Annotated in this window: 26 protein-coding genes; 16 read left to right on the top strand and 10 right to left on the bottom strand. The window is 40.5% G+C overall.

Features of this window, described 5'->3' with window-relative positions:
• The first annotated feature begins 105 nt into the window (after positions 1-105).
• From SJY38_RS11175 to SJY38_RS11150, 6 genes are all read left to right on the top strand, one after another.
• On the top strand, positions 106-1,539 hold the full coding sequence (locus tag SJY38_RS11175) for an amidohydrolase family protein (RefSeq protein WP_377109766.1): 1,434 nt from the start codon (positions 106-108) through the stop codon (positions 1,537-1,539).
• Between the two features lie 19 nt (positions 1,540-1,558).
• On the top strand, positions 1,559-2,848 hold the full coding sequence (locus SJY38_RS11170; protein WP_377109765.1) for a M20 family metallopeptidase: 1,290 nt from the start codon (positions 1,559-1,561) through the stop codon (positions 2,846-2,848).
• A gap of 102 nt (positions 2,849-2,950) precedes the next feature.
• The gene (locus tag SJY38_RS11165; protein WP_029771731.1) at positions 2,951-3,562 is read left to right on the top strand and encodes a TetR/AcrR family transcriptional regulator; all 612 of its coding nucleotides are present in this window, start codon (positions 2,951-2,953) and stop codon (positions 3,560-3,562) included.
• 30 nt (positions 3,563-3,592) lie between these two features.
• The gene (locus SJY38_RS11160; protein ID WP_377109763.1) at positions 3,593-4,003 is read left to right on the top strand and encodes a GFA family protein; all 411 of its coding nucleotides are present in this window, start codon (positions 3,593-3,595) and stop codon (positions 4,001-4,003) included.
• A gap of 15 nt (positions 4,004-4,018) precedes the next feature.
• A complete protein-coding gene (locus SJY38_RS11155; protein ID WP_064386364.1) occupies positions 4,019-4,465 on the top strand; it encodes a RidA family protein in 447 nt (148 codons plus the stop codon).
• Positions 4,466-4,738: 273 nt separating this feature from the next.
• The gene (locus SJY38_RS11150) at positions 4,739-4,963 is read left to right on the top strand and encodes a hypothetical protein (RefSeq protein WP_004588490.1); all 225 of its coding nucleotides are present in this window, start codon (positions 4,739-4,741) and stop codon (positions 4,961-4,963) included.
• Here the strand turns inward: SJY38_RS11150 and SJY38_RS11145 are convergent.
• Positions 4,960-6,162: an MFS transporter gene (locus SJY38_RS11145; RefSeq protein ID WP_377109762.1), complete on the bottom strand. Its 1,203-nt coding sequence runs from the start codon at positions 6,160-6,162 to the stop codon at positions 4,960-4,962. The two genes, SJY38_RS11150 and SJY38_RS11145, sit on opposite strands and share 4 nt — an antisense overlap.
• Before the next feature lie 101 nt (positions 6,163-6,263).
• On the opposite strand from SJY38_RS11145, the gene SJY38_RS11140 reads away from it, so the two are divergent.
• The gene (locus SJY38_RS11140; protein ID WP_377109761.1) at positions 6,264-7,046 is read left to right on the top strand and encodes an AraC family transcriptional regulator; all 783 of its coding nucleotides are present in this window, start codon (positions 6,264-6,266) and stop codon (positions 7,044-7,046) included.
• A 15-nt stretch (positions 7,047-7,061) separates the two neighbouring features.
• Here SJY38_RS11140 and SJY38_RS11135 read toward each other — a convergent pair whose 3' ends face one another.
• From SJY38_RS11135 to SJY38_RS11125, 3 genes are all read right to left on the bottom strand, one after another.
• Positions 7,062-9,122: a TonB-dependent receptor gene (locus SJY38_RS11135; RefSeq protein WP_377109760.1), complete on the bottom strand. Its 2,061-nt coding sequence runs from the start codon at positions 9,120-9,122 to the stop codon at positions 7,062-7,064.
• Positions 9,123-9,196: 74 nt separating this feature from the next.
• Positions 9,197-9,853, bottom strand: coding sequence for a YoaK family protein (locus tag SJY38_RS11130; RefSeq protein ID WP_377109759.1), 657 nt, complete (start codon positions 9,851-9,853; stop codon positions 9,197-9,199).
• 11 nt (positions 9,854-9,864) lie between these two features.
• Positions 9,865-10,557, bottom strand: coding sequence for an ABC transporter substrate-binding protein (locus SJY38_RS11125; protein WP_286741324.1), 693 nt, complete (start codon positions 10,555-10,557; stop codon positions 9,865-9,867).
• A 118-nt stretch (positions 10,558-10,675) separates the two neighbouring features.
• Here SJY38_RS11125 and SJY38_RS11120 point away from each other — a divergent pair, with 118 nt between their 5' ends.
• The 3 genes from SJY38_RS11120 to SJY38_RS11110 all read left to right on the top strand — a co-directional run bounded on the left by SJY38_RS11120 (position 10,676) and on the right by SJY38_RS11110 (position 12,466).
• Positions 10,676-10,924, top strand: a complete 249-nt coding sequence (locus tag SJY38_RS11120) for a TIGR03643 family protein (protein ID WP_054983514.1) — start codon at positions 10,676-10,678, stop codon at positions 10,922-10,924.
• 76 nt (positions 10,925-11,000) lie between these two features.
• Positions 11,001-11,363 carry a hypothetical protein gene (locus SJY38_RS11115; protein WP_377109758.1) on the top strand — a complete coding sequence of 121 codons (363 nt, stop codon included), beginning with the start codon at positions 11,001-11,003 and terminating at the stop codon, positions 11,361-11,363.
• A gap of 23 nt (positions 11,364-11,386) precedes the next feature.
• Complete coding sequence (locus tag SJY38_RS11110) at positions 11,387-12,466, top strand: endonuclease/exonuclease/phosphatase family protein (RefSeq protein WP_054983512.1); 1,080 nt, start codon at positions 11,387-11,389, stop codon at positions 12,464-12,466.
• A gap of 266 nt (positions 12,467-12,732) precedes the next feature.
• On the opposite strand, the gene SJY38_RS11105 is transcribed toward SJY38_RS11110, so the two are convergent.
• From SJY38_RS11105 to SJY38_RS11090, 4 genes are all read right to left on the bottom strand, one after another.
• Positions 12,733-13,800 (bottom strand): hypothetical protein, encoded by a 1,068-nt coding sequence (locus SJY38_RS11105; RefSeq protein WP_377109757.1) that lies wholly within the window; start codon positions 13,798-13,800, stop codon positions 12,733-12,735.
• Positions 13,801-13,880: 80 nt separating this feature from the next.
• Positions 13,881-15,065, bottom strand: a complete 1,185-nt coding sequence (locus tag SJY38_RS11100) for a HEPN/Toprim-associated domain-containing protein (RefSeq protein ID WP_377109755.1) — start codon at positions 15,063-15,065, stop codon at positions 13,881-13,883.
• A gap of 137 nt (positions 15,066-15,202) precedes the next feature.
• Entirely contained in the window at positions 15,203-15,595 is a 393-nt protein-coding gene (locus tag SJY38_RS11095; protein ID WP_377109754.1) for a hypothetical protein, read from the bottom strand.
• A 114-nt stretch (positions 15,596-15,709) separates the two neighbouring features.
• Entirely contained in the window at positions 15,710-16,351 is a 642-nt protein-coding gene (locus SJY38_RS11090) for a DUF3885 domain-containing protein (protein WP_377109753.1), read from the bottom strand.
• A gap of 217 nt (positions 16,352-16,568) precedes the next feature.
• On the opposite strand from SJY38_RS11090, the gene SJY38_RS11085 reads away from it, so the two are divergent.
• A complete protein-coding gene (locus SJY38_RS11085; protein ID WP_054983508.1) occupies positions 16,569-16,760 on the top strand; it encodes a hypothetical protein in 192 nt (63 codons plus the stop codon).
• 150 nt (positions 16,761-16,910) lie between these two features.
• On the opposite strand, the gene SJY38_RS11080 is transcribed toward SJY38_RS11085, so the two are convergent.
• Both SJY38_RS11080 and SJY38_RS11075 read right to left on the bottom strand, forming a co-directional pair.
• Positions 16,911-18,287, bottom strand: a complete 1,377-nt coding sequence (locus SJY38_RS11080) for an NAD-dependent succinate-semialdehyde dehydrogenase (protein ID WP_377109752.1) — start codon at positions 18,285-18,287, stop codon at positions 16,911-16,913.
• Positions 18,288-18,469: 182 nt separating this feature from the next.
• On the bottom strand, positions 18,470-18,988 hold the full coding sequence (locus tag SJY38_RS11075) for an NUDIX hydrolase (RefSeq protein WP_024031666.1): 519 nt from the start codon (positions 18,986-18,988) through the stop codon (positions 18,470-18,472).
• A gap of 238 nt (positions 18,989-19,226) precedes the next feature.
• On the opposite strand from SJY38_RS11075, the gene SJY38_RS11070 reads away from it, so the two are divergent.
• The 5 genes from SJY38_RS11070 (at position 19,227) to SJY38_RS11050 (ending at position 25,001) form a co-directional block, all read left to right on the top strand.
• A complete protein-coding gene (locus SJY38_RS11070) occupies positions 19,227-20,567 on the top strand; it encodes a sigma-54 dependent transcriptional regulator (protein ID WP_024031667.1) in 1,341 nt (446 codons plus the stop codon).
• 212 nt (positions 20,568-20,779) lie between these two features.
• Complete coding sequence (locus SJY38_RS11065; RefSeq protein ID WP_004588505.1) at positions 20,780-20,995, top strand: hypothetical protein; 216 nt, start codon at positions 20,780-20,782, stop codon at positions 20,993-20,995.
• A 27-nt stretch (positions 20,996-21,022) separates the two neighbouring features.
• On the top strand, positions 21,023-22,507 hold the full coding sequence (locus SJY38_RS11060; RefSeq protein WP_377109751.1) for an ATP-binding protein: 1,485 nt from the start codon (positions 21,023-21,025) through the stop codon (positions 22,505-22,507).
• On the top strand, positions 22,508-22,969 hold the full coding sequence (locus SJY38_RS11055; RefSeq protein WP_024031669.1) for a response regulator: 462 nt from the start codon (positions 22,508-22,510) through the stop codon (positions 22,967-22,969). It begins immediately after the preceding gene.
• Between the two features lie 61 nt (positions 22,970-23,030).
• Positions 23,031-25,001 carry a response regulator gene (locus SJY38_RS11050; RefSeq protein WP_248463214.1) on the top strand — a complete coding sequence of 657 codons (1,971 nt, stop codon included), beginning with the start codon at positions 23,031-23,033 and terminating at the stop codon, positions 24,999-25,001.

The following is a 25,001-nucleotide window of genomic DNA, read 5'->3' as shown; positions in this document are numbered from 1 at the left end:
GTAAAAAAGATTTATTAAAGTATGATGAATTAAAATGTGAATCCTGATTTACATTTTTAGGTGGTGCATTTATAGTAATGTCTTCTACCAAGATGAGCACACACTATGAGTATATCTATGTACGCATTTAAAAAAATTAAAAAATCTTTATTATTAATTACTTGCGCTTTAACTAGCTTTACAAGTTATGCAGTTGATGAGCAATTTGTACGTTATCAAGCGGGGCGTTATGCAATTAAAAATATCACGTTAATTGATGGCACCGGCAAACCGGCACAAACTAATCAAACGGTTGTAATAAATAGAAATAAAATTGTGAATATAGGCGCCACAGCAGAAGTAGGCGTCGCTAAAGGTGTGAATATTATTGACGGTAGTGGAAAAACATTAATTCCGGGATTGGTGATGATGCATGAGCACATGTTTTATCCAACTGGCAAGGCTCATTACACCGAAATGCTTTACAGCTTTCCTCGCCTTTATTTAGCAGGCGGTGCAACCACAATTCGTACTGCAGGCACCACTGCACCATATGCTGATTTAAAATTAAGAGATGATATAAACGCAGGTAAAAGTTTAGGCCCAGATATAGATGTAACGGCGCCGTATTTAAATGGCCCCGGTTTACCTATTTTAAAAATAAAGTCGCTACGCGATGCAGACGATGCTAAAAAAATGATGGACTACTGGGGCTTAGAGGGGGTTACCTCATATAAAGCGTATATGCATATTAATCAAAATGAGCTTGATGTTGTTATTAAAAAAGCGCACGAGCAAAATAACAAAGTAACGGCTCATTTATGTTCAGTTACATACCGCGAAGCAGCCGCTTTAGGTATTGATAACCTAGAACATGGCTTTTTTGCCGCCACCGACTTTGTTAAAAACAAACAAAAAGATGTATGCCCAAGTAATAAAGACGTACAGCAATCGTTTGTTGAGTTAGATATAAACTCGCCAGAAGTAACGAGTCTAATAAATTACTTAGTGGCTAAAAATGTAGTACTTACCTCTACACTTACTGTATTTGAAACCTTTACTAAAGGTCGCCCTAAAGCCTACCCAAAAGCACTTGATGCATTAATACCGCAAGTACGTGCTCAATACGAGTCGCGCTTTGAAAAAATAGCAAAGCAGAGCGAATCTAGTTGGCCTTTAGTATTTAAAAAAATGATGCAGCTAGAAAAAATGTTTGTAGCCGCTGGTGGTAAATTAATGGTGGGCACTGACCCAACAGGTTATGGCGGCGTTATTGCTGGCTTTTCCAACCAGCGTGCAATTGAATTACTCGTAGAGGCTGGGTTTATGCAGCCACAAGCAATAAAAATAGCTACGTTAAATGCAGCGCAGTATTTAAATAAGCAAAATACAATAGGTAGTATTGAAGTAGGTAAACATGCCGACTTGGTTATTGTTAATGGCGACTTTGCTAAAGATGCGTCGGCTATCCGTAATATGGAAACTGTATTTAAAAATGGTGTAGGCTATAACTCAACAGCACTTTTCGATAACACTAAATCGGTTGTTGGGCTTCATTAAAATAATAAAGGAAATCAGGATGAAAAAATCACTACTTTCGGTGGCATTAGGTTTTGCTGCACTTGGTGCGTTTAACGCGCAGGCAAACCTTGATCAACACGTTAAAAATGTAGAGCAGCAGGTAATTGAATGGCGACGCGACTTTCACCAAAATCCTGAGCTTGGTAATCGCGAAACGCGTACCGCAGGCATTGTGGCTAAACACTTAAAGTCGTTAGGTATGCAAGTACAAACCGATATTGCTTACACAGGGGTTGTTGGTATTTTAAAAGGCACAAAGCCTGGCCCTACAGTAATGCTACGCGCCGATATGGATGCACTACCGGTAACAGAAAAAACAGATGTGCCATTTAAATCAACCAAAACCACAAATTTCCGTGGCGTTGATGTAGGCATAATGCACGCTTGTGGCCACGACACGCACGTAGCTATGCTAATGGGCGCAGCCGAAGTATTAGCAAATATGAAAGATGAATTGCATGGCAACATCATGTTTGTGTTTCAGCCTGCTGAAGAGGGCGCACCTTTAGGCGAAGAGGGCGGTGCAGAGCTAATGCTTAAAGAAGGTATATTTAAAAAATACAAACCTGACGTAGCCTTTGGCCTGCATATTACATCGAGCCTACATACGGGTAAAATTGGCTATCGAAGTGGGCCGTTTATGGCCAGTGCCGATCGCTTTGAAATAACCGTACACGGTCGCCAAGCACATGGCTCAGCACCGTGGACAGGCGTTGACCCTATTGCTGCCGCAGCGCAAATTGTAACGGGCGTTAACCATATTGTGAGCCGCCAAGTAAATATAACCAAAGAGCCTGCTATTGTGTCGTTTGGTAAAATAGCGGGTGGTGTGCGTAATAATATTATTCCTGAAGAAGTTGAAATGGTTGGCACTATTCGTAATTTTGATATGGATAACCGCGCGCAAATCTTTGAAAATATTAAAACAACCGCTACACATATTGCTAAATCGTCGGGGGCTACGGCCGATGTGCATATTCACGAAGGTTACCCGGTAACGGTTAATAACCCTGAACTTACTGCGCAAATGTTACCTAGCCTTGAAAAAGCAGCCGGTAAACAAAACGTGCAAGAAATGGGTAAAATAACCGGCGCAGAAGACTTTTCGTTTTATGCCCTAGAAATACCCAGTGTATTTGTGTTTTTAGGTGGTACGCCTGACGATCAAGACTTGAAAACGGTAGCAAGTAACCACTCACCTTATTTTTACGCCGATGAGTCATCGTTTAAAGTGGGTACCAAAGCGCTTAGCCAATTAGCGGTAGATTACTTAAATAGCCACAAATAATGCCGTAGTTACCCAGCGAGTAAAGTAATTGCTAGCTGGGTATTGTTGTTTATATTAACAAGCTGCACTATGTGTGCACTTTAACCTAACACGTTTAAATTTATGTCTGATCAACCCTTTTTGGCACCTAAGCAACAACGCAGTCAACAAACCCAAGAAAAACTATTAAAAGCGCTGCATCACAGTTTAAAAAGTAAGTTTTTTGAGCACATAAGTATAAAAGAGCTGGCCGATTACGCCGAGGTGTCGGTAGGTACGTTTTACCGTCGCTTTAAAAATAAAGAGTCGCTGCTGCCTATGCTGTATCAAGACTTTGGTATTGCATTAGATAACTGGGTAACAGAGCTTGAGGCGCAGCACTATAAAAACTTAGACGATGTAGTTAACACTTTATGCCATAAAACCTATGTGTTTTTATCATCACAGCAGGGGGTATTTAGAACGCTACATTTAAATTCGCGTTTGCACAGCGAGTTATTAGGCAGTGATAAACACATAAACAGACGAGTAATTTATCAGCGTTTAGCGCAATTAATTAGCCAAACAGATACCAAAGTGAGCGAGGCGGCGGCAGGTACTGCAGTATTTTTAATTGTCAGCTCATTGCTTGATAAAGTGCTGTATCACGATTTAACCCCTGCGATAGCCTGTGATTTATCGGCGCAGCAATACGCGCAAGAACTACCTAAAATTATTTTAGCTTATTTAGGTTAAACACCTTTAAACATACTCAAGGAGAGTAAAATGAAAATTACTGGAAGCTGCTATTGTGGTGAAATTAAATACCAAGCTCAGTCGCAAAATAATAACGTACTTGTATGTCATTGTAGCGATTGCCAACGCATGTCGAGTGGGCCATTTAGAGCGGTAATTATGGCTGAGCTAAACTCGGTGGTATTTACTAAAGGCGAGCCAAAAGAGTATGTTAAAACAGCACAAAGCGGCAATAAACGCGCACAAGGTTTTTGTGGTACGTGCGGCACTACACTTTACGCAACCAACGAAGCAAAAGCCGATAGAGTGTACGGCCTGCGCATAGGTGCTGTTGATCAGCGTGATGAGTTTACCCCAGCTGCGCAAATTTGGTCGCAGTCAACGCTTACATGGCTAAACGATTTACACCAAGTGCCGGCTTTTGAAACTACACCTAAATAAACAGGTAGGCTATTAATGAAAACACTGACAAAAACAGCCTTATTAGCAAGTGTACTACTGACGAGTTTTGCCCAGGCAAAACCCAGTAATGTCGACTTTTTAAATACAGGCAAAGCTAATCCTAACTTACCATTTTCGCAAATAGTAAAAGCCGGTAATACGCTTTATATGTCGGGGCAAATAGGGATTAACCCTGCAACCGGTAAGTTAGCAGCGGGTGGTTTTGAAGGTGAAGCTAAGCAAACCCTTGAAAACATTAAGCGCACTTTAGAGCAGCATAACTACAGCATGAGCAATATTGTAAAGTGCACTGTTATGCTTACCAATATTAACGATTTTAAAGCGTTTAACGCTATTTATACGCAATATTTTAGTGCGCCGTATCCTGCACGTAGTGCATTTGCAGTAAACGCGTTAGCCCTTGATTCGTTAGTAGAAGTAGAGTGTATTGGTGCTGTATAACACCAATCGACTTAAATATTTAATCATTCTAACGTGCTAAATAGAGCGCTAACAGCGTTGTAAATTTCTTATGTAGAACAACTGCATGTCGATATTCATGCCTTGTTATCACGCTATTTATCTGTCGCTATAAATGCCTAATAACTTAACACGATTGGTGTAAGTAATTTTAGGTTGCGTAATTTTATAAAGATAACGTTGCGCTTTAAATTTTTGTGAAATTTTTTTAAACAAATGACTGTCTATTTATAAGACAGTCATTTGGAGAAAAATATGTGCAGTTCACCGAAAAGTAGCCGAGCAGTTAAAAAGTCAGCCATTAACTTTAATGACGAACTGACCCAAGAGCAGCGTTTGCGTTTTGCTGCAAAAGCTAATTTAGCACAGCTGCGCCGTGAGCAACGTCAAGCCGCTAATAAGCGCTTTGAGCAAAAGCATCGCCCCGCTAAAAAGCCAGCAACGGGCTTGTTTTCATGGTTACAGCAGCTAGTAAGTTAACTATTATTAAGCGTGGTGTTTTTGCCGCTAAACCATCCACATGTAGCACATAACACACCTGCACCTGCACATAACCAAAGCGGCGCACTCCAGCTGCCGGTACTTGTATGTAGCGCCCCAGCTACCATAGGGCCAATAGCCGCCAACAAATAGCCAATACTTTGTGACATACCCGAAAGCGAAGCCGCTTGCGTGGAGTTATCGGTACGTAGGCTAATAAACGACAGCCCTAAAATAAAGCACGCCCCCGAGCTAAAGCCAAGTAGTAGCGTCCACACTAATGCAAAGCTTGGCATATAAAGTAGCCCTAGCGCACAGCACGCACTCAGTGATGCAAGTATAAAGCTAAGCGCACTTTGATCTTTTAATTTTCCTAGCAAAGGTATAAGCACAAGCCCAGGTATGGCGGTCGCAATTTGAAAAGCACCATGATACGCGCCTGCTTGCGTTGCGCTTTGGCCCGCTTCGGTGAGTATGCTAGGCAGCCAAGTAATAATGATGTAATTTAAAAATGAATTTAGCCCCAGTAACAAGGTAATTTGCCAAGCAAGTAGGTAGCGCCATACGCTTTTATTAAGTGTTGAGGCCTGTGCTGTTTGTGCCGGTTTTGTGTGTTTATTTAATTGCGCCATCCACACAATTAAAGTGGTAATTGTAATGAGTGCACTTGCCCCTAATGCAAACTGCCAGCCTAACCCTTCATATTGGCTAAGCGGATAAACTAATGCTGAAAAGCCACCCGAGGCAATGCCCATAGTGAGTACATAAGCAGAGGTCATTACCGCAACTTTTGCCGCAAAGTCGCGTTTTATTATACTTGGTAGCAATACGTTAGCTATGGCAATACCTGCGCCTATTATGGCTGTGCCTACAAATAGCATAATGGATGAATTAACCACCCGTGCGGCAATGCCCAGTAATATTAAAAATACAGCAAAAAACAATGTGCGCTCAAGCCCTTGGCGTTTAGCCAGGCTTGCAGCCATAGGCGATATAATGGCAAAGGCAATTAGCGGTAACGTGGTAATAAAGCCTGCTTGCGAAGCGGTTAAATTAAAATGCGTAATTATTTGTTCAAGCACAGGGGCAACCCCTGTAAAAGGCGCACGTAAATTAGCAGCAATAAGTAAAATACCTATTACAAGCAATACGCTTGAAAAGCGCGACATACCAGCATTACTGTGAGGTGTTTGAGTCATTATTACAAAATAAGTTAGCTAATTATTGGCGCTAGTATAAACAAATCAGCAGTATTATAATTTAGCTATACTGACATTAAATAACTAAAAACTGACAAAATATGTTTGAGCCTAAAGGGTGGGGATACCTACAAAACTACGAGCACATGGTACAGCCTATAATTGCCAAAGTAGATACCGCACAAGGCAGCAAAGAATACCCGTTACACACTCACCCTAAGGGGCAGCTAATTTTAGCGCTTGATGGTTATGTAACCTGTGAAGCGGCTAACAAAATGTGGATGGTGCCAACGCACAGCGCTATTTGGGTACCTGCAAACACCTTACACAGCAATCGCGCATCTGATAACGCCAAATTATGTTTTGTATTTATTGATGCCAATAAGCACGGTATGCCACAGCATACCTGTACATTAGCAATAACGGGGCTGGTAAAAAGTTTAATGCTAAAACTAGCAAGCGAACACCAAGCCTATAATGAAGACACTAAAACAGCACGTTTAGCTCAGGTACTGTTTGATTTATTAATTGAAATGCCCGCCCAGCCGCTCGACTTTGTGTTATCTAAGCATACGGTTATTCAAGCAATGGGGCAGCAGTTACTCGCACAGCCAAATAATCGTAAAACCCTTGCGCAATGGGCACACGATTTTGCTTTAACCGAACGTACGTTGGCACGGCTTATAAAAAAGCAAACCGGTATGACCTTTGGTAAGTGGCGAATGCAATTACATATAATTACAGCGCTGCAGGCTCTATCAGATGGGCAAACTGTACAGCAAGTGTCGGCGTTATTGGGGTACGAATCGGTGAGTGCGTTTATAACTATGTTTAAAAAGGTAATGGGAAAATCGCCCACTAAATATATGGGCGATTTAAATTAACCTTTATACATGGTTTTACCACGTGTACGTAGCCGAAAGCATGGCGTTACGCGGTTTACCCGGGAAGTACCTATCGCCAGTAAAGCTGGTGTAATCAGCACGCTCTGCATAAGCTTCATCGGTAAGGTTAATTATACGTGCAAGCACTTCTAAATTATTGGTAACTTGCCACTTTGCACGCAAGCTTAAAATATCATGCCCCTCGTAGCTATGTAGGTTTTCTGGGTCGGTATAGTAACTACTTACGCTATGCCATTGCAGTGCAAGCGCTAGGTTATTAAAGGCTTGCCAAGTTAAATCAAGGTTAGCCACATTGCGAGGCGCGGTGTCTACGTTGTTACCGTTTATATTTAGCCCATTAATTAACTGATTATTGGTATACGTGTGCTTTGCATGTGTACCTGCAAATTGTAAGTTAAGCGTTTTGCTTAATGCATAATCTACTTCAAGCTCAATACCTCTGTGACGTGAACTGCCATCGTTAACGTTAAAGAAGTCGCTATCGCGATAAATAGTATTGTGTTTGCTCATAGCATACACAGCCAATGCGTAACTTATATTGCTGTAATATCCTTTTAAGCCAAGCTCGGCATTATTGGCTATTTCGGGGCTTAAATCGGCGGTGGTTTGTTCGCGTTGTAATTGGTAAAGCTCTGCCGCTTGCGGCGCTCGGTAGCCACGCGAAAAGTTAGCGTATAGCGTATTGTTATTGTTGACCTTGTAGCTCACACCAAATTTAGGTGAGGTATTGCTAAAGCTATTTTTACCACTGGCTGGGCGGCTATAACGGCAGCCGCCAAAACCACATTCTGTGCCGTCTTCTGTTGTGCGCCCTGTGAGCATATTATTAGTGTAATCGTACTGCATATGCTCATACCTGAGGCCGGCGCTAATAAACCATTTACTTAATTGCCACTCAACTGATGCAAACGGCGCATACAGGGTTGCGTTTACATCGTAATCGTAGTGTTTGCCTTGCGGTACTGTGGCTACTAAAAATGCAGAGCCTTGAGTTGGCTCGTTTTGGCTTTGAGTAAAGTCGCTGCGAGTGTATTCGCCATCAAGCCCTAGGTTTACTTTTACATTACTTTGCAAGTTATGTTGATACAGCGATTGCACACCTATGCCTGTTTGACTGTTGGTTTCAAGCGGGGTGCCCGGTAAAAAATGCTTAAAAAAGTCCATGCTTTGGTCGCGCACATAAGGCGTAATAGAAAGCACATTGCCGTTTTTTAATTGCCACTGGGCGTTGCTCCACGCTCTAAATGAGCGGGCTTTTCTAAATGCATCGGGGTCAAAGTTTTGCTGTGCTATGTCTTCGTTTTTATAGCTTTCAAAACCCGTAATAAAGCCCGCAGTGTGCTGATCTAAATTTGTGTATGTAAGGCCAGAGGTAAGCAATAGGTTTGAGCGCTCAAAACGATGACGAATATTTATTTTTTGCTGTTTAACGCTTTCATCATCACGGTAACCGGTATCGTCGGTAACACTGGCGTTTATGCCAATACCACTGTTGCCGTAGTCTTGCCCAGCACGAAGCTTATAACGGGCATATCCGTATGAGCCATAATCAAGCCCGACTAATCCACCGCCTTGGGTTGTATCAGGCGTTATTACGTTAATTACACCGTGTACGGAGTTTGAGCCATAAAGTGCAGAGCCCGGCCCTTTTAATACTTCAATACGCTGTGCCATTTCGCTATGCGCTTCAAAAAGCTCGTTAATATTACAAAAGCCTGCAGCACGCAGTGGAATGCCATCTTCAAGGGTTAGTATGCCGCCACAGGCTGCCGCGCCCGAGAGCACCGGCGAGCGAAGTGCCGGTAGGTATTCTTGCCCATTTCCGCGCTGTACGTTAGCACCTGCAATACGTTGTAACGACTCTTCAACATGAGTAGGTGCAATGCTATTTAACTGCGCTTCAGATAAGGTACTAATAGTGAGCGGATAGAGTGTAGCCAGTGCTTCTGTACGTGATGCGGTGGTTGTTATGGTTTCTATTGCATCATCGTTTTTATTATCAGCAAGTGCAACGTGGCTGAGAGGCAATAACAGCGGCAAAATATAAGGTTTCATACATTCCTTTAAGGTGAGTAACGCTTTATTAACGCCATGGTAAGGTGTTTTAAACGGTTTTTAAACCGCTTGCGTTAAAGTGCGCGTATTCTATATACCCGATAAGTTAGCGATAATATAAAGCAAGCCGCAGCGGGCACGGTTAAAGCAAGTAGGGCTAAGTGCTCATAAAGCATAAACCCGCACACTCCACCTAGTAAAAAGCCGGCAATAATAAGCATAAATATTACGCCTTTGCGGGTATCAAAGGGTTCACCTTTTAGCGCTTTGCCTATCATTAAACCTAGGTCGGTAAAAATACCGGTTAAATGAGTGGTGCGCACTACTGCGCCGCTGTAGTTAGTGGCAAGGGCATTTTGTAAACCACAGGCGGCAGAGGCAAGCGTAATGCCATAAACATGGGCGCGGCTGAGTAAATAGGCGCTTAAAAGCAGTAATAGGCCTTCAATAAATAATAGGGTGTCGTAATGGCGCCCCAGCTTTAACGAGCCGCCGGTAAGTAAAAAACCAGAAAGGGCAGAGCCAAGCATAAAGCTTAAAATTATACTCATTAGTAGTAACGCAGCAGAGGTACTGCTCATTAGTTTTATACCAAGTAAAGTAACACTACCGGAAAGGTGAGAAATAGCCTGATGCTCAAACCCTAATAACCCAATAGTGTTAACAATGCCTGCAATAAAGGCGAGTGTAAACGCGCCGTACTCAACCCATTTTGGTAATTTAGTTAACATTGCCTACCTTATTAATGCACACCGAATTGTGCTTTATAGCGCTTTATTTGCTCATCAACGAGTGCGGTGTCGACCATGCCGTGCTTAAAAGCAATATAAACAGGTAGGGCGTAGCCTTCAAGCTGCTTAGCATGAATGTTTTTATAGCCTTTTGAGTACCATAAACCGGCTTGATAATTAGTAATTGCGTAGTCAACACGCTGTTTATCAAGCAAATCAAACGTGGCTTTCGTTGAGAGTGAATGCATAAAGTTGCTTTGTTTAATATTATATTCTTTTGCCAGTACACTGGGTAATTTAACGCCTCTTAGCATAGCAATGCGTGAATTTGATAAGTCATTATTAAGGTTCGCTTTTTGTGTGCTAAATAAACCAAATTGAGTGGTGTGTAGCGGCTCAGTGGTAAATTCTAAATATTGCGCACGCTCGGTATTATTAGCCAACGCAAAGTAACAATCGTAGTAACCTAACGTCATTTCTTTTTTAATGCGTGCCCACGGTAAATGCACCACCTCAATGTTTAAATTTAAATTACGCTCTATAAAAGCTAAATAGTCTATGTCTATGCCCGTAAAGGTATGTGTTTCATCGTCATAAATTGTAAAAGGCGGGTAATGGGTAGTTGCACAGCGCAGCGTTTTATTAGGCGCGGCTAATAATAGCGAAGAAAAACTAAAAGCTAAAAGCAGCAATAATGTGCGCATAAATGTAAATCCGATTTTTTCTTATGTTAGTGTGTTTATTATACAGCGATATTCGGTTTTGAGGGGATGATCTATGTATTTTTTCTTCTCGTATAAGTTTAAATTTTAAGAGATAACCATGTTTAACGCAGAGCAGCAATCGCGAATTATAGAAATGGCGTGGGAAGACAGAACCCCCTTTGAGGCTATAGAGCAGTTATACGGGCTTAATTATTCACAGCTGGTCGTGTTTATGCGAGAGCATATTTCAAAGGGTAGTTTTAAAGTGTGGCGCAAACGCCACGCAGGGCGTAAAACTAAGCATTTAAAACTGCGAGACCCAGCCATAATGCGCAGCCATTGCAAAACACAGTACAAGCCGAGATAAATAGCTGCTTGCAGTTTCATATGATGTTCAGGCGTGTTTGATAATCTTTAGCTATTAACATTATTAGAGATTATTTATGAAAGCGTTTTTATATACGGTTTTTTTAGCGGGTGCCTTGGTTAGCGTTAATGTACAGGCAAAGCCCGACAAAGGCAATCACGGCCATAAAAATGGCCACCATAAACATCAGCAGCACAACTATAAAAGCAGTAAGAAACTATCTAAAAAGCAGCAAAAAAAGTTAGTGCGTGCTGGGTGGACGCCACCAGGGTTAAGTAAGCGTTACCATAGAGGCGATTACCTAGACCGCAACGTATATAAACAAGGCCGCGTTATTGAACGATCTAGAGATAATGGTACAGTAAGTATAAAAATAGACAGTACAGTTATACACATGGTGCACGATACCCGAGAAATACTTTCAATTTTAACTCGTTAAGTACAATTTATAAGGATATTTCAATGCTCATTGCACTGGCTATAATCATTGGCTTTTTTTTATTAGTGACCTTGTTACCTATGTCGTACAGTCAGCACTACTTAGTGCGCAGCTGCGACTTTGTTCGACTACAGGTATTTTATATAGCCAGCGCTGTTGCAATTATATCGTTTTATTTACTGTGGCAAAGCGGCAATAGCGGGTATTTGTATACTGCTTTAACCGCATTACTAACCATGGCATTACAAGGTAAGTGGATATTTCCTTACACTTGGCTTGCTAAAAAAGAAGTTAAAACGGCCTCAGTGAGCGAAGATCACAGTGTTAGAATCATGTCGGCTAATGTGCTTATGTCAAACCACAATAGTGAGCAATTAATCTCACTGGTTGATAAACACCAGCCCGACTTATTAATTACCCTTGAAAGCGACAGCTGGTGGGAAAATAAATTAGCTGTTCTTAAAAAAAACTACCCCTATTATATTGAATGCCCTAAAGACAACCGCTACGGCATGCATTTATACAGTAAATTTAAAATTCTTGATGCGCAAATATGTGAGCTCATTGAAGATGATATTCCTTCAATTCATATCCTGTTCGAAAACAATGAAGGCCTTGAAATGCAAGGGCACTTTATACACCCCGCGCCACCAAGTCCCACTGAAGAAGACTCATCGCGCCCACGCGACTCAGAGCTAATAATGGTCGCTAAAGCACTTAAAAAGCCAACACGCCCGACCATTGTAGCCGGTGATTTAAACGATGTGGCATGGTCGCGCAGCACCCGTTTATTTATGCAAATAAGTGGTTTTTTAGACCCACGTAAAGGTCGTGGCTTTTATAACACCTTTCACGCAAGTTACTTTTTTATGCGCTGGCCGCTCGATCATTTATTTCACAGCCCAGGGTTTAAAGTAAAGCGCATTAAGCGCCTTGCTAAATATGGCTCCGACCACTTTGCACTGCTTACCGAGCTGGTGTATGAAAACGCCAAGCAGCATTCATTAGAAGATAAACCAAAAGAGCTAAAGCAAGAAGAGATACAAGAGCTTGCTATGAGCAAAGCCGATAAACGAAAGGTTCCAAGGTTTGAGAAGAGCTAGCTATTAGTTTTTAGCTATTAGCTGTTAGTTGAATATGTTTTAACTTGAACGCTCAGGTTTAACTCATGATATTTCATCATACTGTTAACTTAATCAGCCAGTGTAGGTCGGATAAGCGAAGCGCCATCCGACACAGTAAAATACCTTACCAATTATAATCAATATTTATATTGTCGAGTGGCTGGAGAGTGCCAATTGCAAACAGTGGTAACGCCGCCATAAGCGGAACCGAGCAAGCTGTTACGTGTCCGTTCTTAATGACCTTGTTATACCTTTTTAGTGAAAATATCTGCGATTTTTTTAAAGTTTATTCTCACCGCGCCCCATTTAAGCTCTCCTACACTAATTGCACCATTGAGAACTTTCAATTCATCTTGGTTTTTAATACTTTTTAATAACAATAATTCATTATCTTTTTTCTGGTTCTCAAACGCCAAGGAAGATATCGTTGCGTCTTTAAGTTGAATCATTGACTCTTTCATTTGAATTTGTAATTTAAAGTTCTCTACTTGATTGGCTAAAAGCTGAAATGTAGCTTCATCAATATGCGAAGTAGTATCTGTTTCACGAGGTAAGTACTCAGAGTATGGAAGAGCAAGGTACTGATAAAAGAGCCTTTCAATTTCCTCTAATAATTCAGGAGCATCAGTTGGAGATACAATTATTGATGTTTTACCTTCTTTAATTTCAGTAGTCACATTTGCGTTTATATTTAATGTGTTAAGTAGCTCACCAAACCAAAGGATATATTGGCTACAGATTACTTCATACTCTTTTGGAAAATTAAATATTTTAACGAACGAGCTTTGCGCATCATTTCTTATTATATTTATGAGCAATTGCTCATAAATATCTTTAGCTTTGCGACTGCTAGATATTACATAGTCTATTAAGCAACCTGCTTCGATATAGATAATAACATTTACCGATGCCCAAGCGTCCGCGGTTTCTTTAAGTATCCTAGTTTTAAACCCAAAAGCTTCCAATTCAGTGCTGTATAGTTCCAAAAACTTGCCTATGACAATAGGTTTATCCCATTTTTCCCAGTCAAATGTTATTGATAACTCGATTTCGACAGGTTCACCGTCACGTTGTATATCAACCCAATTTATGATTTCGAAATCATTATTAGTGTAACTAGAAAAAAACTGGAGCCCCATAGGAATTTCAGTTGCGTCACAATGTAAAACCTTGACTGCAAGTTCATCAGTAAAATCTTCAGAATAGTACGCTAATACAGATGAATCTTTATCTTGCTTTTCAATCGTTAGTAATTCAACCCCATCTTCAGAAATGGTTAGGTTATTATTTTCTTCTTTGAATTCAACTTTCACCTAAACCTCCGAAGGTATAACGCCCGCATTTGCGGATGGTTTGGAGCGCAGCGGAAAACCAGTCCGACAACATGCGCTTGTTAAATGCAGCTTTCAATAATGTGCTGCACAAGAATATTGAGTTTTGCGAAGTCATAGTTATCCTCAAGCGAGGAAACTTTTTTAAACTGCCTCGTATAATACTCTTTTTCCTCCAAGGCTCCTTGGTAGGAGTCCAAGGCGCTTTTGTACGAAGACCACCGGATTATAGGTGTATTTCTAGTTTTGTATGACAAATCAAGAAAGCACTCAATTGCCACTGCTTTTCCATTAACATTGGCCACCTGCTCTCCATTTGGACCAACAGTAAGAAAACTAGAAAACCCTTCCAAGTCAGGAAGCTTAGCTACTCTCAAATTATCCGGTGCATCAATGGATTTTGCCTTTTCATACTTCTCAATTCCTTCGGCATCATTGTCGAATATAAATAAGCACTTGTTTAGCATCCTGATACTAACGAGTCCCTGAAAGAATTTAAAAAGGTTACCTGTTCCAGAAAATGGGTAATGTTCTTCCATATCTACAAAAGTAAAAAAATCTGAAATATCAGGTCTGAGAAGTTCAATAGCCCGCTTAATGATAAATGCGTCGGAAGAACCTTCTGTAACTATTAAAAACTTCTGATTATCATTAAGGCCTTCAAAAAGCTCACCTTCTGTCACCCAGCCACCTTCAACTATGTCATGGGTTCTCCATTCTAGTTTAAGATCCTGATTTTTCGGGTTTTCAGCAAGTAGCCTCAATTGAACATAGGGATCAAGTTTTTCAAAAAACGTTCCTATATCGTTATCCTGAGTATCAACATGTTCCCTCGGCCCCTCAAATTCACTTTGCGAGAGCACAACCTTCGAGGCATATTCACCGAGATCGTAGTCAGGATAATCGTCGCTCAACTTTATCTTATCGATATCAATGCTTGATATAACTCTGGAAAAATCTTCGAAAGTGAGATTGAACTTGGGATAGTAGTCTGGATAATCTTCCAAACAGTCTTCATAAACTCTTTTAACATCTTTGAGCGAATACCCTAGCAGATCTAATCTAAGCTTTACTTTGTTCAAAGGACTGGCAAAACCGGCTTGCTCGTATGTCTCTCCATCATACGTGTGATAGTCAATCACTCCCTGATCACTAGGATTAAATAACCTTGAGTGATTTATGAAGTGGTTATTCTTACCCCAATCAATCTCCAAGTTTCCAATACCTAAACTTACTATCGATCCCATTTTATTCTCATGTTTTGAAAGATTAACGAGCATTTAACACCCACATAAGGGCCAGTAACACGTGGGCTAAAATCCGAGCGAAGCGACAGAGCCCACGTGTTACTGTCCCAGCGAGCGACTTAATGTGTTTGTTATGATTACAGTGCCTGTTTTACAAGGTTTAGCAAAATAGCCATCGCCTCAATATCATCCATCATTGACAAGTCTGATTCATTGACTTTTCCAGAAGTATCAAAAAAGCATTTACTGAGAGTTTGATTGCTATTTCCCTCATGCTTTTTGAATATGACAATTTCATTTTCGGATTCTGGTGAGTTAGGTTTAAATTCAGAGGAAACAAACAATTCTTGTTCATGGAATTTAATTGCTATTTCTTTTTCGTTGATGGCGATATCTAAGTGCTTTAATTGAGGTACTCTTCCATTAAACCCTTCAATATTAGATAAAAACTGACTGAAAACTCTGTTATGGGCTTTCATTCTTCTGGATATATTATTTAATTCGTCTGTTATTTTTGAATAATCTTGCATATGTGTCCTTGTAATCATAACGCCCGCATAAGGGGCTAAATAATAGTTGGCTATAATTTAGTGAGGAACGAGCGACAAGCCAACTGTTATGTGTCCCGTTACTTTATGCGCTTGTTAGAGAGCACCAAACCACTGCTTCATGATGCCAATATCATACTTCAAAAGCCAACTGTTAAACTGTTTATATATACTTGAAAGCATGAATTTATTGCTACCCACCAGATCCATACCTCTATCATCATATGGATGAGCCAAAATGCCTAACTCAATATCAAATATGTAAACATCAACCCAAAACGATGGTCTTATCCCTAGTTCATTTGCCATTTTACCAAAGAGTAATTTATGCAATTCGGTTTTAGCGATTTTGAAGAATACGTAATTTCGATGCCATTCTTCATCTTCGTCCCATTCACTGTGTATATACCTTGTTTTTGGGAATTTGATTCCTAACTGGTGTAGCTCACGAAATTGAGACAAATTTGATAAGAAAGAATCTCCGGCAAAAGAGATACAGATTGATAGCTCATCTTTTTTTTCGAATACAGTTTCGATAACTTCAGTTGACCGCTCCAAAGCTGTTGTGAACATCGAAATATGTGAATCATGCATAGCGCCTTCGGACAACTCAAATCTTAAACAGTTTTCGTTGCTATAGAAAATCGCATGTTGAAAGGAGTTCTTCCCAAATTTTTCGAACGCTTGCTGAATCATCCCTGTGCTCTCTAACAATTTAATAATGCACTCATCGCGCATATTTCTACCGATACCAGCTTTTATTTATCTACTTTTAACAAATAACCTAAGGTATTACTATCACTAAGTTTTCTGAAACTTTAAAGAAAAGATAAATAGAACAATATGCGCTCGTCGCTCATCTTCATGAATATATGCGCTCGTCGCTCATCTTCATGAATATATGCGCAAAGAGCAGTTTAACCAATCTATTAACGACGATGTTTAGCCAGCCTCAATGACCGATTCTCGCTCATTATTGTCTGTCATTTTAAGTCTACCCATCAAATCTTTAGGTTTTTTACCAACTTCTATATATCAAATCTTAGCGCTAAGTTTTACAGAGCTTATCGAGCAATCTGAAATCACAATTTTAAACAACATGCTTGGGCTTTTACTAAATAAGCTAAATTGGGAAGTGAAGTTTTAGGTGTGAATTTCTAAGCAAAATATAGTCTTTAAACGCATTACACTTAGTAGCTATACCCATAAAAAAGCCTAAAAGTGATTGCTCACCTTTAGGCTTAATAATATTTTTTAAAACACGTATAAATATTCTTTTAATACGTGTATAGCTAAATTAGCAATTAATCATAATACATTTGATATTTACAAACTCGCGCATACCAAAGCCGCCGTGCTCTCGGCCGTAGCCACTTTCTTTAACACCACCAAACGGTAGGTTTGGTTGGGCAAGGCCGTAACCGTTAATATTGATCATACCGGTATCAAAGTGCTTTTTAGCCAGTTCAATGGCTTTTTTCTCATCTTTAGAGAAAATACCACCGCCTAAACCATAGCGAGAGTCGTTGGCGATGCGCATTGCATCGTCGTTGTCTTTTGCTTTAATGAGCGAGGCTACAGGGCCAAATAATTCGTCATCGTATGCTGGCATGCCCGGCGATAAATTATCAAGAATAGTCGGTGGGTAGTAGTAACCTGTTTGCGATGGCACTTCACCGCCTGTGACTACATTTGCACCTGCTTCAACAGATTGCATTACTTGGTCGTGAATTTTATCGCGTAAATCTTCACGAGCCATTGGGCCTAGATCGGTATCTTCGGCCATTGGATCGCCCATTTTTAATGCTTCAAATTGCGCTTTAATTTTTTCTTTAAAGTCATCATATAATGACTCTACAACCACAAAGCGTTTTGCCGATACACAGGTTTCGCCGTTGTTGATCATGCGCCCTGTAACACAGGTTTCAACAGCAAGGTCTAAATCTGCATCATCAAGTACTAAGTAGGCATCGTTACTGCCAAGCTCAAGCACTGTTTTTTTAACGTATTTACCTGCTTCTTCAGCTACTTTTTTACCGGTAGCGTCACTGCCTGTAAATGTTACGCCGCTGATTGCTTTGTGTGAAATAAGCGCGCTGGCAGTTTTGCCATCAATAAGTAAGTTGCTAAAGCAATATTCAGGGAAGCCCGCTTGTTTAAACAGGGTATCGATTTTCTCTGCCATACCAAATACATTACCGGCATGTTTAAGTACGGTGGTATTACCGGCCATAATGTTAGCTGCACTGTAACGAATTACTTGGTAAAGCGGGAAGTTCCAAGGCTGAATACCTAATAAAACGCCCGTTGGTTGGTAGCTAACAATAGCGCGGCCGCCATCCATATCGCGCTCTTCATCGCCTAGTACTTGTGGGCCGTTTTCGGCTGTATAACGACAAATACCTGCGCACAGTTCAATTTCTTGAAAACCTTGCTCGTACACTTTACCCATTTCTTCGGTCATTAGCTTAGCAATGGCTTCTTTTTGCTCTTCAAATAAAGAGGCTAGTTTATTTAAATACTTAGCACGCTCGGTAAATGAGGTTTGGCGCCATTTTAAATATGTTTCGTGAGATTTTTCGACTACTTGCTCTGCTTCCTCTTGAGAAAGCAGCGTGTAGGTATCAATGGTTTGTTCAGTTGCGGGGTTGATTGTTTTAACTGTGTTACTCATTTTTATCTCCTTACAAATTAGTTATCAGTAAGGGTGCAAACACAAAGCCAGTTTGTTTTATAAAGTAAAATAGGGTTTAAGTTATTGAATAGTGGTCGCTTTAAATTTAATTATGGGATGTAAATAAAAAGCGAGTGATGAGCAAGCAGTAAAAAATACTGCTTTATGCAAATTTTACAGCCTTAGTTAAACAGTTGCTGTGCTATTTGTTTAAGTAGGTAAGTTTCTCGAATGATAGACAGCCCTTGTTTTTCACTAAGGCTCATTGTGCGCTCGTTGTGTGCAATGGCGTCGTATATATTGACCCATTTAGGCGTCATACCATTTTGTTGCTCGTAATGTTCAAGCTGTGCTTTGCCAAGCTCTTTGTCTGTATCGCATAAATAGCAATACGACTGTATATGTATAATATCAAAGTCGTCTTTGTACCAAGGGCGGTACTCTTCGTATAACCCAAAGGGTTTAATAACCTGTATATTTTGCGCGCCAGTTTCTTCGCTAAGCTCTCTTATTAACCCTTGCTCTAGGGTTTCACCTTCATCTACACCGCCGCCGGGTAAACTGTAGTCTTCGTAGCGATTGGTATACATTAATAAAATGTGTGCATCTTTAATCACAATGGCGCGGCCTGTGCGGCGGGTAAATTGGCTACCTTGGTTTAAATTTATGCCAGGGTGGACCATTGTTTTTAATAATTGCATTTTGTCTCCTTTTTAAAAGCAAAATTATATCAGCTGGTATACTTAGGCGAGTAGTAAAAATAATTCTAATTATTTTTAAAAATTATGATCGGTATGGCTTAAGTTTACGTACATACTCGGTTGTTAAAATTAAACGTTAAAAGACTCAATAGTTTAATCATTTTTAAGAGATTCTAGTAGCCCCTTTTATTTGCAAAATAGGGTGCGTAGAATAAGAAGAAAAGCATAGGGATTTATCATGTTAAACATACTTTTAGTCGATGATGACGTTGAATTTAGTGACGTTGTTTGCCACATTGTCGAATTCCTCGGGCACAACATTTGTACTGCAACTAGCTTAAAAGAAGCACATCAATGGTTTGAAAATAATACCTTTGATCACGTATTACTCGATTTTATGCTGCCAGATGGCAGTGGTCTTCATTTACTCGATCATTTAAAAATGATTGGGCAGTCTCCAAAAGTGACGCTTATTTCTGGCCACCCTTCAGTAAAAGGGATTTTGGCAGACATGTGTGAGCAAGATGTTGGGCATTTATTAAAGCCGCTGCAACGTGAAGACCTAGAGCTGGTATTAAACGGCCCTAAAAAAACAGCTAAAAAAGCTAAAGTTCCGGCTATTACTCGCCATTTTAATAGCTTAATTGGTGAATCAGAGCCAATGCAAAAGCTTTACACCATGATAGAGCGCGTAGCTAAAACCAATGCTAACGTGATGCTAATGGGGGAAAGCGGTGCCGGTAAAGAAGTGGTCGCCCAAGCAATTCATAACGCAAGCCAATGCGAAGGCCCTTTAGTGGCGAGCAACTGTGGTGCTTTGTCTAAAGAGTTAATAGGTAGTGAGTTATTTGGCCATGAAAAAGGGGCTTTTACAGGTGCAATTGCCCGTAAAGAAGGGGTGTTTGAGCAAGCAGATGGCGGTACGTTATTTTTAGATGAAGTAACCGAAATGCCTATAGATATGCAGCCAAACTTACTGCGTGTACTTGAAACTAAAAAAGTAACACGTGTAGGCGGCAATCGTGAACTGCCTATAAACTGCCGCGTTATTTCTGCGACTAACCGTTCGCTGACCGACTTAGCGCAAAATAATATTATTCGTGAAGATATTTACTTTAGGCTTGCGGTTTTCCCCATTGATATACCTGCGCTGCGAGAGCGAAAAGAAGATATTCCACTGCTTGCGAAAGCCTTTTTAGAGCAACTTAATGATGAAAATGGCACTTCGTTTTATTGGCACAACGAGCAGCTAAAAGAACTACAGCAATACGAGTGGCCAGGCAATGTGCGTGAACTTCGCCACGCTATCCATCGCGCCTTTATTATGAGCGACCCACAATCGAGCGAAATTACACTTCCGGATAACTTAGAGTCGCCGTTTTCGCGTGTAAATACGCAAGTGGCCGACAACCATGTTTCGGCAGGGCAAACCATTGAAGAAGTCGAAAAAGAGTTAATCCACGCCACGCTAGATAAGGTGCAAGGTAATAAAACGCTAGCTGCGCAAATGCTAGGGATCAGTACAAAAACATTGTATAACCGATTAAACGCATACGGCGGAATTGGAGAATATAAATAACCTAAACTCTGAATAATAAACCTATCTCTAGCAGCTATTTTCAACGTTAACTGCGTTTAATTTGCTTGCAATAGGCCAGCTATTGACGCGTAAATTCGGCTTGTTTTCATTGAAAATCTCTGCCTAGAGAAAAGAATTTGGTTATCACTATAATTTAATATTTTAGTAAGTCTCTTAACCAGAGTTCAGGTTGAATAAGTATAGGAAGTAATATGAGTGATGAAAAAGAAGTTAATACGCTAAATAAATTGGTACATGATGCGAGAGCTCCACTGAATAGAATTTCTATGAATGCAGAGCTCATTAAACTGGTATTAGAAAACGATATGCCAAAAGATAAAGCGTTAGCAGCACTCGATAAAATAATTTCAAACTGTCAGCAATGTAGCGAAAGCTTGCAAAACATTACTGATTTTAATAATAAGTAGTCATTTAAAATTAGGTATTTACACATAATGAGTAAGCAAAAGCAGCAGGGTAAAACGAATATAACGTGGGCCGCTTTTATCGCAATAGTACTGTGTATTGTTGTTGGCAATGCAGTTTTGGCATTAAGTACTATTCAGGGATTAACGCAAACGCAAAAAAGCTTGGATAACACCAGCTTATTAGCCGATGCCATTGAGCGTCTTCACTTATCAATTGTGCAGGCAGAGTCTGGCCAGCGCGGCTACTTACTCACCGAAGAAGAAGACTACTTAATGCCTTATTACGATGCGATAGGGCAAATAGAATCGCAAATGGAGCATGTAAAGTCTCTACACTCTGAAATTGATGGCCAAGCTGAGCGAATTGCTGAGCTATTAGTGTTAACAGAAGCTAAAATTAAAGAGCTTAAACAAACGGTTAAGTTGGCTACTAATGACAAAGAGCGCCGTGCGTTATATGTATTAAATACGCACAGAGGGCGAGAGCTGTACAAAGATATTCGCGTTAAAGTTAATGATATTCAAGACCGAGAATTACTGTTTAAGGTGAGCCATTTTTCTAAGCTGGCACAAATAAAAAATGAAGCAAAAATCACCTTTGCTATTACAGCGGTTACCAGTGCGCTTTTAATAATAGGTATGTTTTTATTAACACGCCTAAATTTAAGAAACGCGGCTAAATACCGTGAGGAGCTTGAAAGACAAAACGAAACACTTGCAACTAAAGTGTCTGAGCGCACGCAAGAGCTGACCTTATATTCAGATGAGCTTAGCCGCTCAAACCGTGAGCTTGAAGAGTTTGCGTTTGTTGCCAGCCATGACTTACAAGAACCACTACGAAAAATTCAAGCATTTAGTGACCGCCTAGAAACCATGTTTAAAGATGAGCTGGGCGAAAAAGGCATAGATTACATAGGCCGTATGAAAAATGCAGCGCAACGTATGTCTAACCTTATTAACGACTTGCTAGAGTTTTCGCGGGTAACAACCCGAGGTAAAGACTTTGATGACACTGACTTAAAAGGCGTAGTTAACGATATTTTAAGTGATTTAGAGGTTGCCATTAAAGAAAGCAATGCGCACGTAGAGGTGGGCGAACTACCGGTTATTCAAGCCGATAAAAGCCAAATGCAGCAGTTGTTTTTAAACTTACTGTCTAACGCTGTTAAGTTTAGAAAGCCAGGTGTTGAGCCACACATAAGCGTAATGTACGAGCATAAAGACGAGTTTAGTGAAGAGCATAACGAAAAAGTGGGTTGGCAACTTATTACCATAAAAGATAATGGTATTGGTTTCTCACAAGAGTATGCTGATAAAATATTTGTACCATTTCAGCGCCTGCATGGGCGTTCGGAATATAAAGGCACAGGGATTGGGCTTTCAGTTTGTAGGCGTATAGTTGAGCGGCATGGTGGGATAATTACCGCTCATAGTAAAGACGGTGAAGGGGCAACCTTCATAATAAAATTACCTGTGGAAACAACGCTTTTCACACTTCAAGGAGAGGCTTAGATGCCGTATTCAAAAGTGAAACCTATTACAATATTAATGGCAGATGATGACGAGGATGATCGCCTACTCACGCAAGATGCGCTAGCCGAAAGCCGTGTATTAAACGAGCTGCATTTTGTGGAAGATGGGGTTGAATTATTAGAGTACTTAGAGCGCAAGGGTAAGTTTGAAGATAAAAATTCATCGCCACGCCCAGGGTTGATTTTGCTTGATTTAAATATGCCACGTATGGATGGCCGTGAAGCACTTGAGGCCATTAAGGCAAACCCAAACCTTAAAGGCATACCGGTTGTTATTTTAACCACCTCTAAGCAAGAAGAAGACATGGTTAAAGGCTATAACTTAGGAGCGGCCTCTTATATTACTAAACCGGTAACGTTTGATGGCTTGGTTGATTTAATGAAAACCCTAGGAAAATACTGGGTAGAATTTGTAGAGCTGCCGACAACGTTTAACGACTAAATAAGTAGCAACATTAAGCCCCTAATTAGGGGCTTATTAAATGCAATTAAAAGGAGGTAGTATGTTAGATAAAGTGACTCGCTTACTTTTAGTAGAAGACGATGAAGATGATTACATTCTCACTTGCGACTACTTAGATCAGTTAGATTCACATACATTTGACATAGAATGGATAAGCTCTCCTGAACAAGCAATAAGCATTTTAAGTAAAAACGATCACGATATTTGTTTGCTTGATTATCGATTAGGCGCCTCAAATGGGCTAAGTGTATTAAAAAAGGCCATTGCTAATGGGTTTAGCGGGCCAATTATTATGCTTACGGGGCAATCTAATGATGAATTAGACTCTGCAGCACTTGATGCCGGCGCGGTAGATTACCTTATAAAAACAGAAATGAGTTCGAGCCGGTTTGCTCGCGCTATACGTTATGCTTTAGCGCGTAAAGATGTTGAAGGCGAGCGAGTAGAGCGTTTAAAAGCCGAAGCAGAGAACCGCTCAAAAGACAGATTTTTAGCCCACTTAAGCCACGAATTACGTACCCCGCTTTCATCTATATTAGGTTACACAGAGTTACTGCTACAAAGCGACTTTAGCAAACAGGCCGAAAACGAACTAGGGGTTATTTACCGAAACGGTAAGCACTTGCTAAGTTTGTTAAACGATGTGCTCGATTTATCTAAAATTGCTGCCGACAAATTAGAGCTCACCTTAAGTGAAGTAAACTTAGATAGCATGCTGGCTGATGTTTACACTTTAATGCGTGTATCTGTGCTTGATAAAGGTTTAAAGCTTCGCTTTGAGTCTCTACAGCCCTTACCTCTTATTGTGAGAGTAGATGCCACCCGCGTACGCCAAATACTTATTAACTTAATCAATAATGCGGTTAAATTTACTGAAAAGGGCGAAATAGTGGTTAGTGCCTGGACTGAGTGGGTCGATGAGAAAGAAATGCTATTTTTTAGTATTAAAGACTCAGGCATGGGGATTGCCCCTGAAAAACAAGCATTAATTTTTAAACCCTTTGAGCAAATAGCCGATGTAGAATCGCGCTCTGTTGGCGGAGCAGGCTTAGGCCTTGCGATTTGTGCCGAGCTATTAGCGCGTATGCACGGCAGTATTGATTTAACCTCTAGAATGGGCGAAGGCTCTACCTTTACTATTTCAGTGTACCCAGGTGATATAAGTGAAGTAGAACGCCAAGTATTAAACTTTAGTAGTGGCTCGCAATTACAGACAAAATCAGCGCCATGCAAAGTGACCGGCCGCGTATTAGTGGTTGATGATTTACGCGATTTACGCATGTTAGTTGGCCATATGATTAGCACATGTGGTGCGCGCGTAGACTACGCCGAACATGGCCAGCAAGCGCTTGAAAAAGTTAGAATTGCCGAGGCGTATCGCTCGCCTTATGATATTATTTTTATTGATATACATATGCCCGTAATGGGTGGTAAAGAAGCGACAATAGAGCTTAGAAAAATGGGCTATACAGGCCCAATTATTGCGCTTACTGCCGCCACTATGAAAGGCATACATGAAGAACTTGCAGCCCTTGGCTTTAACGATGTAATACCAAAGCCCGTTGATAGCTCTTCTTTGTATCAATGCTTACAAGATTACTTAGTATCGCCAGAGCATGCGCCTCAAGCTAAAAACATTCACAGCGACAAAGCTGTAATAGAGAAAAAACAGCGCTTTTTATTGGTTGAGGACGACCAAGATGCAGCGCAAATTACGCAGTTGTTGCTAGAAAGTTTAGGGGTAGAAACCGTTATTACCTCAACGTGTGCACAGTGTTTACAAACCCTCAATCATGACCAACAATTTAATAAGGTATTGCTCGATATGCACTTACCTGACGGGCGTGGTGTAGATTTAGGTAAACAAATTAACGAACGTTACCCTGACTTAAGCTTAGTGATTGTTAGTGGTGCAGAGCCCGATCCTAAGCAGATCAAAGATTTAAATATTAATCATGTACTTTTGAAACCGATTAACCTGAGCTTATTAGAAACCTTGATCAGCTCGTAA

Source organism: Pseudoalteromonas sp. R86517 (assembly GCF_042466295.1).
Lineage (GTDB): Bacteria > Pseudomonadota > Gammaproteobacteria > Enterobacterales > Alteromonadaceae > Pseudoalteromonas > Pseudoalteromonas atlantica.
The sequence above is the reverse complement of the archived record's forward strand: the minus strand, read 5'-3'. Positions and strand labels throughout refer to the sequence as shown.

Coding starts and splice junctions, on each gene's coding strand:
- SJY38_RS11110 (WP_054983512.1), top strand. CDS start 11,387: ATGCTCATTGCACTGGCTATAATCATTGGCTTTTTTTTATTAGTGACC.
- SJY38_RS11165 (WP_029771731.1), top strand. CDS start 2,951: ATGTCTGATCAACCCTTTTTGGCACCTAAGCAACAACGCAGTCAACAA.
- SJY38_RS11075 (WP_024031666.1), bottom strand. CDS start 18,988: ATGCAATTATTAAAAACAATGGTCCACCCTGGCATAAATTTAAACCAA.
- SJY38_RS11150 (WP_004588490.1), top strand. CDS start 4,739: ATGTGCAGTTCACCGAAAAGTAGCCGAGCAGTTAAAAAGTCAGCCATT.
- SJY38_RS11115 (WP_377109758.1), top strand. CDS start 11,001: ATGAAAGCGTTTTTATATACGGTTTTTTTAGCGGGTGCCTTGGTTAGC.
- SJY38_RS11135 (WP_377109760.1), bottom strand. CDS start 9,122: ATGAAACCTTATATTTTGCCGCTGTTATTGCCTCTCAGCCACGTTGCA.
- SJY38_RS11145 (WP_377109762.1), bottom strand. CDS start 6,162: ATGACTCAAACACCTCACAGTAATGCTGGTATGTCGCGCTTTTCAAGC.
- SJY38_RS11095 (WP_377109754.1), bottom strand. CDS start 15,595: ATGCAAGATTATTCAAAAATAACAGACGAATTAAATAATATATCCAGA.
- SJY38_RS11170 (WP_377109765.1), top strand. CDS start 1,559: ATGAAAAAATCACTACTTTCGGTGGCATTAGGTTTTGCTGCACTTGGT.
- SJY38_RS11065 (WP_004588505.1), top strand. CDS start 20,780: ATGAGTGATGAAAAAGAAGTTAATACGCTAAATAAATTGGTACATGAT.
- SJY38_RS11130 (WP_377109759.1), bottom strand. CDS start 9,853: ATGTTAACTAAATTACCAAAATGGGTTGAGTACGGCGCGTTTACACTC.
- SJY38_RS11120 (WP_054983514.1), top strand. CDS start 10,676: ATGTTTAACGCAGAGCAGCAATCGCGAATTATAGAAATGGCGTGGGAA.
- SJY38_RS11070 (WP_024031667.1), top strand. CDS start 19,227: ATGTTAAACATACTTTTAGTCGATGATGACGTTGAATTTAGTGACGTT.
- SJY38_RS11085 (WP_054983508.1), top strand. CDS start 16,569: ATGACCGATTCTCGCTCATTATTGTCTGTCATTTTAAGTCTACCCATC.
- SJY38_RS11090 (WP_377109753.1), bottom strand. CDS start 16,351: ATGCGCGATGAGTGCATTATTAAATTGTTAGAGAGCACAGGGATGATT.
- SJY38_RS11055 (WP_024031669.1), top strand. CDS start 22,508: ATGCCGTATTCAAAAGTGAAACCTATTACAATATTAATGGCAGATGAT.
- SJY38_RS11060 (WP_377109751.1), top strand. CDS start 21,023: ATGAGTAAGCAAAAGCAGCAGGGTAAAACGAATATAACGTGGGCCGCT.
- SJY38_RS11050 (WP_248463214.1), top strand. CDS start 23,031: ATGTTAGATAAAGTGACTCGCTTACTTTTAGTAGAAGACGATGAAGAT.
- SJY38_RS11080 (WP_377109752.1), bottom strand. CDS start 18,287: ATGAGTAACACAGTTAAAACAATCAACCCCGCAACTGAACAAACCATT.
- SJY38_RS11160 (WP_377109763.1), top strand. CDS start 3,593: ATGAAAATTACTGGAAGCTGCTATTGTGGTGAAATTAAATACCAAGCT.
- SJY38_RS11155 (WP_064386364.1), top strand. CDS start 4,019: ATGAAAACACTGACAAAAACAGCCTTATTAGCAAGTGTACTACTGACG.
- SJY38_RS11125 (WP_286741324.1), bottom strand. CDS start 10,557: ATGCGCACATTATTGCTGCTTTTAGCTTTTAGTTTTTCTTCGCTATTA.
- SJY38_RS11175 (WP_377109766.1), top strand. CDS start 106: ATGAGTATATCTATGTACGCATTTAAAAAAATTAAAAAATCTTTATTA.
- SJY38_RS11100 (WP_377109755.1), bottom strand. CDS start 15,065: ATGGGATCGATAGTAAGTTTAGGTATTGGAAACTTGGAGATTGATTGG.
- SJY38_RS11140 (WP_377109761.1), top strand. CDS start 6,264: ATGTTTGAGCCTAAAGGGTGGGGATACCTACAAAACTACGAGCACATG.